Origin of the sequence: Hamadaea tsunoensis DSM 44101 (assembly GCF_000428945.1) — a bacterium.
GTDB classification, from domain to species: domain Bacteria; phylum Actinomycetota; class Actinomycetes; order Mycobacteriales; family Micromonosporaceae; genus Hamadaea; species Hamadaea tsunoensis.
Genome location: NZ_AUAX01000061.1, coordinates 1 through 4,566, shown reverse-complemented (window position 1 = coordinate 4,566; position 4,566 = coordinate 1). Strand labels below are relative to the sequence as shown.

Here is a 4,566-nt window from a genome sequence, read left to right as displayed (position 1 = left end):
GGGTCGGCGTGCTTGGCGACCAACTGCTCGACCCACTCCGACGTCCCGACCGGAACCGTCGACTTCCCCACGATCAGGGCCTTACGCGTCAGATGCTGAGCCAGCGGCGTCACCGACGACTCGACATACCGCAGATCGGCGCCCATACCATCCGAACGCTGCGGCGTACCGACACAGATGAAATGAATGTCACCGAAATCCGCCGCCTCCTGCGACGACGTCGTGAACCGCAACCGGCCCGCCGCCAGATTCCGCTTCAGCAGTTCGTCCAGCCCAGGCTCGTGGAAAGGCATCTCGCCCCTCGAAAAGTCCTCGACCTTACGCGCGTCCACATCCACCGCGAGCACTTCATAACCCAGCTCGGCATAGCAGATCGCATACGTGGCACCCAGATAACCGGCACCGATGAACGTCAGGCGGGGCCGTTGGGCACCCGAGGGAGGAGTCACGGTGACGGTGGTCACGGTCGGACTCGGGTACGGGGTCGTCACGCCTAAATTCTCCAGTCTTCAGCGTGCTGATGCGTGTCCCGGCCAGGGGATACACCAGGGAACGGCGAGCGTACGCCCACCGCCAGGCCGCCGAAAGCCTACGCGACCGGCGGGATGGCAGAAAACCTGAGCCCTCGTTTAGTCTGGACCCGTTGGCTACTCATGGGTAACACCGCTCGTCCCTGTACGGAGGCATCGTGTCGTTCGATCTCTACCAGTTGTCCGAGGACCACGTCGCCATCCGTGAGGCCGTCCGCGACCTGTGCGCCGACAAGGTCGCGCCGCACGCCGCGGCGGCCGACGAGACCGGCGAGTTCCCGCAGGCCAGCTACGACGCCCTCCGGGCCGCCGACTTCCACGCCCCGCACATCCCCGCCGAGTACGCGGGGGCCGGCGCCGACGCGCTCGCGACCGCGATCGTGATCGAGGAAGTCGCCCGGGCCTGCGCCAGCAGCTCCCTCATCCCGGCGGTGAACAAGCTCGGCAGCCTGCCGCTGATCCTGGCCGGCTCGGCCGAGCTGAAGGAGCGCTACCTCCCGCCGGTCGCCCGCGGCGAGGCCATGTTCTCCTACTGCCTCTCCGAGCCCGAGGCGGGCAGCGACGCGGCCGGAATGACGACGCGCGCCGAGCGGGACGGGGACGCGTACGTGCTCAACGGCGTCAAGCGCTGGATCACCAACGCCGGCGTCTCCGAGTACTACACCGTCTTCGCGAAGACCTCCGCCGACACCGGTACGCGCGGCATCTCCGCCTTCGTCGTCGAGAAGTCCGACCCCGGCGTCAACTTCGGCGCGCCCGAGAAGAAACTCGGCATCAAGGGATCGCCGACCCGCGAGGTCTACTTCGACAACGTCCGCATCCCGGCGAGCCGGATCATCGGCGAGGAGGGCACCGGCTTCCGCACCGCGATGCAGACCCTCGACCACACCCGGGTCACGATCGCCGCCCAGGCACTCGGGATCGCCCAGGGCGCCCTCGACGCCGCGCTCGCGTACGCCCAGGAACGCAAGCAGTTCGGCAAGCCGATCGCGGACTTCCAGGGCCTGCAGTTCATGCTGGCCGACATGGGCATGAAGCTGACCGCGGCGCGGGAGCTGACGTACGCCGCCGCGGCCCGGTCCGAGCGCAACGCGGCCGACCTCACCTACTACGGCGCCGCGGCGAAGTGCTTCGCGTCGGACGCGGCCATGCAGATCACCACCGACGCCGTCCAGATCCTCGGCGGCTACGGGTACACGAAGGACTTCCCGGTCGAGCGCATGATGCGGGACGCGAAGATCACGCAGATCTACGAGGGGACCAACCAGGTCCAGCGCATCGTCATGGCCCGCCAACTCCTCAAGGGCGTCATCTGACGCGTACGCGCACAGAAGAGAGCGTCCCGCCGGGGCGCTCTCTTCTTCTTTCCGCATGGTTCGCGAGGCCCATGCGCATCAGTCGTCGGCCGAGTCCGAGTCGCGATTGATGATCTGCATCAGGCGCCGGGCGGCCGAGCGGCGGTTCTCCTTGCGGGAGTAGACGCTGATCGTCGCGGCGGCGAGGAACACCAGCGACTTCACGATCGGCCAGACGAACAGGCTGATGACCGGCAGTGCCGCATTCACGTACGCTGACACTCGAGGACTCCTTCGGGTGGGCCGCCTCTCGTGGAGGGGGGACGCTCGGGGGCTTGTGACGAGCTTCACCCAGGCCGCGACCGGGGATAAGGACCGCTGACGGTTCGGCCACACGTCTTGACGATTCCTGATGGCGCACCGGTTCGGCCGCGTATTCACTCACGCGGTCCGCGGTCGGCGCCCATGTGGACAGTGATCTTGCCGGGGGCGGGCGCGTCCACTCGCGACCTCGCGATCTTCCACCAACCGGTGAACTTGGTCGCGCCGCCTGTCCGATACCTCGCAAACACCTCGCCGAATCGCGAGTCGGTTCGATAGTTGTAGCGGTATCACAGCACGTGCAATCCTGAGTTTCCTTAGACCTCGACGGACTTCTTCGGCGGACTTCAGCGCAGGTTCGGAGCGTGTCACGTGGCGATCGCACTACCGGGCCTGGATCAGCTGCCGCCAGGTCCGCGCCGTGCGTTCGTCGAGGCGTTGCACGTGCTCTACGACGCGGCCGGGCGGCCCGGCGCACGGGTGATCAGTACCGCCATCCGGCAGGATCGCAGCCTGCGCGAGACCGTCTCGCACGAGACGGTGAGCGCCACCCTGCGCGGGGGCAGCGTGCCCGCCTCGTTCGCCAAGGTCGTCTCGATCGTCATCGTGCTGAACCGGATGTCGCACCGGCCGCGCGACGAGGCCGCGCTGCTCGACGAGTTCAATGTGCTCTGGCTGGCGACGCAGTCCAGCACCGAGTCGGAGCCCCGCGAGACCGCCGGTGAGCAGCCGGGCATCCCGTCGAGGCCACGGGTGGAGCGGATGCCGCCGCCGATCGGGTTCACCGTGCCCGAGGTGCGCACGGTCCGGATCGACACCGACACCACGCCGCTGATCGTGCCGCGGCAGCCGATGCCGACCGATGTGATCACCGGCGGGCTGCCGGAGCGCAACGCCCATTTCACCGGGCGGGAGGTGCTGCTGGACACGATGCGCGACCGGCTGCAGGCGCATCCGCACACCCCGCTCGTGCTGTACGGCATCGGCGGGGTCGGCAAGACCCAGCTCGCCCGCGAGTACATCGAGCGGTACGCCGGCGACTACTCCCTGGTCTGGTGGATCCCGTCGGATCGGGCGGAGCGGGCCCGGGCGGCGCTCGTCGACCTGGCGGAGCGGCTGGAGGTGCCGAGCCGGTTCTATGCCGACCAGACCGTCGCGGCGGTGATCAACGCGCTGGAGTCGCAGCGGCACCGCTACATCCTGATCTTCGACGGGGTCGAGGACGACGAGATCCACGATCTCGTGCCGTCGTTCGGCGGTCACGTGATCATCACGACCCGCGACCCGTCCTGGGCCCACGACAACTCCACCATCGGCATCGAGATCTCCGACTTCGACCGCGCCGAGGCGTTCCAGTTCCTGCGGCGGCGCGGCTCCGACCTGCCGGCCACCGAGGCCGAGGAGCTGATCCGGGCGGTCGGCCGGCTGCCGCTGGTCCTGGAGCAGATCGTGGCCGTACGCATGGCGCGCGGCTGGTCGTGGGCGGAGCTGGTGCAGCAGATCTCCAAGCCGGACCAGACGATCCTGTCGGCCGGGCAGCCGGCGCACTACGCGCACAACGTCGAGGTCACGCTGGACCTGGCGATGACGCAGCTGGGTACCGACAACGCGATCGCGGCCGTGGCGTTCGAGATGTTCGCCTGGTTCGGCTCCGAGCCCGTGTCGATCGCCCTGATGAAGTCCGGCGTACGCGGTGAGGTGTCGGCCGCGCTGCTGCGCGTACTGCGGGATCCGGTGCAGTTCCCCAAGACGCTGGCCGACATCAGCCGCTACGGTCTGGCCCGGCTGAACTCGAACACGCAACGCGTCGAGGTCCAGCCCTTCGTACGCCTGACCCTGCGCGACATCCTCTCCCCGGAAGCCCGGGAACGGGCGCGGCAGAACGTGCACGAGATCCTGATGGCCGCCGACCCCGGCTGGCCGGACGACTTGACGTATTTGGGCATGCACCGGGAACTGGCCCCGCACGTGCTGCCGTCGGAGCTGATCAGCTCCCGCAAGGAGGCCGCCCAGCAGACGGTCGTCAACCAGATCCGCTACCGCTACCTCGTCGGCGACCACGAGAACGCCGCCCGGCTGGCCGAGGAGGCCGTCACCACCTGGAAGCAACAGGGGCTGCTCGGGCCCGATCACGCGTACGTGCTGCAGGCGACCCGGGAATGGGCGAACGCGCTGCGGGCGATCGGCCGCTACCGCGAGGCCCGCGACCTGACCGCCGACGCCATGGAACGCCTGCACGGCCGTGCCGAGTTCGGCGAGCACCATCCGCACACTCTCGCCCAGGCCATGGGGTACGCGGCGGATCTGCGCATCGTCGGGCGGTACCGGGAGGCGCTGGAGGTCGACAACGACAACCACCGCCGGCATGTGCTCGTCTACGGCGAGGAGCACGGCCGGACCGCGACGAGCCGGCACAACGT

At 68.6% G+C, this 4,566-nt stretch carries 3 protein-coding genes and 1 pseudogene; 2 read left to right on the top strand and 2 right to left on the bottom strand.

The annotated features are described in order from the left end of the window. A pseudogene (locus G401_RS0138905) lies at window positions 1-491 on the bottom strand (UDP-glucose 6-dehydrogenase); the annotation flags it as partial. Window positions 492-685: 194 nt separating this feature from the next. Here G401_RS0138905 and G401_RS0138900 point away from each other — a divergent pair. After that, window positions 686-1,846: an acyl-CoA dehydrogenase family protein gene (locus G401_RS0138900; protein WP_034594485.1), complete on the top strand. Its 1,161-nt coding sequence runs from the start codon at window positions 686-688 to the stop codon at window positions 1,844-1,846. Window positions 1,847-1,924: 78 nt separating this feature from the next. On the opposite strand, the gene G401_RS0138895 is transcribed toward G401_RS0138900, so the two are convergent. After that, window positions 1,925-2,107, bottom strand: coding sequence for a hypothetical protein (locus tag G401_RS0138895; protein ID WP_027346735.1), 183 nt, complete (start codon window positions 2,105-2,107; stop codon window positions 1,925-1,927). 411 nt (window positions 2,108-2,518) lie between these two features. On the opposite strand from G401_RS0138895, the gene fxsT reads away from it, so the two are divergent. After that, window positions 2,519-4,566 (top strand): FxSxx-COOH system tetratricopeptide repeat protein (fxsT, locus tag G401_RS0138890; RefSeq protein ID WP_027346734.1); only part of this gene is annotated, 2,048 nt, incomplete at its 3' end.